Annotated in this window: 1 pseudogene; it reads right to left on the bottom strand. The window is 72.9% G+C overall.

The window, feature by feature from the left end:
* Positions 1-2,335, bottom strand: a pseudogene (locus RM812_RS41395) (type I polyketide synthase); the annotation flags it as partial.
* Positions 2,336-2,347: the final 12 nt, after the last annotated feature.

Below are 2,347 nucleotides of genomic sequence, written 5' to 3'. Positions count from 1 at the left end.
CACCCAGACGCGTCCCCGTCCCATGCGCCTCCACCACATCCACATCACCCACACCCAACCGCGCATCCGCCAACGCCTCCCGGATCACCCGCTGCTGCGACGGACCATTCGGCGCCGTCAACCCATTACTCGCACCGTCCTGATTCACCGCCGAACCACGCACCACCGCCAGCACCCGACGCCCATGACGCACCGCATCCGACAACCGCTCGACGAGCAGCACGCCCGCGCCCTCAGCCGGTCCGAAGCCGTCGGCCGAAGCGGAGAACGCCTTGCAGCGGCCGTCGGCGGCGACTGCTCGCTGACGGGAGAACTCCACGAGCACCTCCGGCGTCGACATGACGGTCGCACCGCCCGCGAGGGCGAGGTCGCACTCACCGTTGCGCAGCGCCCGCACCGCCAGATGCAGCGCGACCAGCGACGACGAACACGCCGTGTCCACCGTCAGCGCCGGCCCCTCCAGGCCGAGGGTGTACGAGATGCGGCCCGACATGACGCTGGCCGAGTTGCCGGTGCCGAGGTAGCCGTCGAAGCTCTCGCTGCCGTTCTGCAGCAGCGGCATGTAGTGCTGGCCGTTGGTTCCCATGAACACGCCGGTACGGCTGCCGCGCCGGCCGGCCGGGTCCAGCCCGGCACGTTCGAACGATTCCCAGGCGAGTTCCAGGATGATGCGCTGTTGTGGGTCCATCGCCAGGGCCTCACGCGGCGAGATGCCGAAGAAGCCCGCGTCGAACTCCCCCGCGTCGTGGAGGAAGCCGCCTTCCCTGACGTAGGCACGCCCCGCCGCGTCCGGATCCGGGTCGTACAGGCCCGCCACGTCCCACCCCCGGTTGACGGGCAGGCCCGTAATGGCGTCGCGGCCGGTTTCGAGCAGCTCCCAGAGCTCGTCGGGTGTTCCGGCGTCTCCGGGGAGGCGGCAGGCCATGCCGATGATGGCGATCGGCTCGTCCTGGCCCGCCGGAGGCGGACCGCTCGGGGCGTTCGGCTCGGAGTCGGTGCGTTCCGCATCGTCCTCGCCCAGTAGTTCCTCGCGCAGGTGGTCGGCGAGTGCGCGGGGGTGGGGGTGGTCGAAGACGAGGGAGGCCGGAAGGGTGAGCCCGGTGGCCTCCTTGAGCCGGTTGCGCAGTTCCATCGCGGTCATGGAGGTGAAGCCGATCTCCTTGAACGCCCGACTCTGGTCGATCGCGCCGGGAGCGCCCTCACCCAGTACGGCCGCCACATGGGCAGTGACCAGCTCCAGGAGGGCCTTTCGCTGGGCGTTCCGGGGCTTGTCGCGCAGGGAGCGCGCCAGCTCCGTGCCGCCGGCCGCGCCGATCCGGGCGGCCTGGTCCGCCATGGCCGCCGCCTCCGCCTCACGGAGACGGCGCACCTCGGGCAGCTCGTCGAAGAGGACGCTGGGACGTACGGAGGTGAAGGACGCCAGGAACCGCTCCCAGTCGACGTCGGCCACCGCGGCGTTGCCCGCGCCGCTGCCCAGCGCCCGGTTCAGCTCCGCGAGCGCCGCCTGGGGCTCCAGCGGAGCGATGCCGTACTGCCGCAGCGACTCGGCGGCAGAGCCGTCCGCGGTGACGGAACCCGCCCAGGGCGTCCACGCGACGGAGACCGCCGGCAGGCCCCGGGCCCGGCGGCGGGCGGCCAGGGCATCGAGATGAGCGGCGCCGACGGCGTACGCACCCTGCCGGGCGCCGCCCCAGATCCCCGCAACCGAGGAGATCAGCACCAGCTCCGGTACGCGTGGCCCGTCGAGCAGTGCGTCGAAGTGGGCGGCGGTCGCGGACTTGGCGGCGAAGGCCGCCGCGAGATCGGCCGGGCTCGTGCTCTCGAGCGGAGCGAGCTCCACCGCGGGCGGAACGACGACCACCATGGCAGGGGTGTACTCGGTGACGAGGGCGGCGAGCACCTCCCGGTCCGCGAGGTCGGGCGCCGCAGCGGTCGTCACGCGCTGAGCCACGTCCGAGAGCGCGGCCGGGAGTTCGGTCAGGGTGGGGTCGGCGAGTACGACGCGGTCCGCGCCGTCCGTGAGCAGCCATCGGGTCAGCGGCTCGCCGACGGCGTCGAGGTCCCCGGCCAGCAGCACCGTGTCGCGCGGGCGCCAGTCCTTCCGTCCCCGGCGGGCAGTGGCTCGTACGAGACGCCGGCCGTAGGCGCCCGAGGGCCGCACCGCCAGCTGATCCTCACCGGCAGCGATCCCGGCGGCCAGCGCCCGCACCGCCAGACCCACCGACCGCGCATCAGCGTCCGCCGGGAGATCGATCAGACCACCCCAGCGATCGGGGATCTCGAGAGCGGCAACCCGCCCGAGCGCCCACAGGTGCGCACCCGCCGTCTCCGGCACCTCACCAGGCAC

The sequence above is a fragment of the Streptomyces lancefieldiae genome (genome assembly GCF_031845825.1).
Classification (GTDB): domain Bacteria; phylum Actinomycetota; class Actinomycetes; order Streptomycetales; family Streptomycetaceae; genus Streptomyces; species Streptomyces lancefieldiae.
Note: the sequence above shows the minus strand (reverse complement) of the source record. Positions and strands in the feature narration are given on the sequence as shown.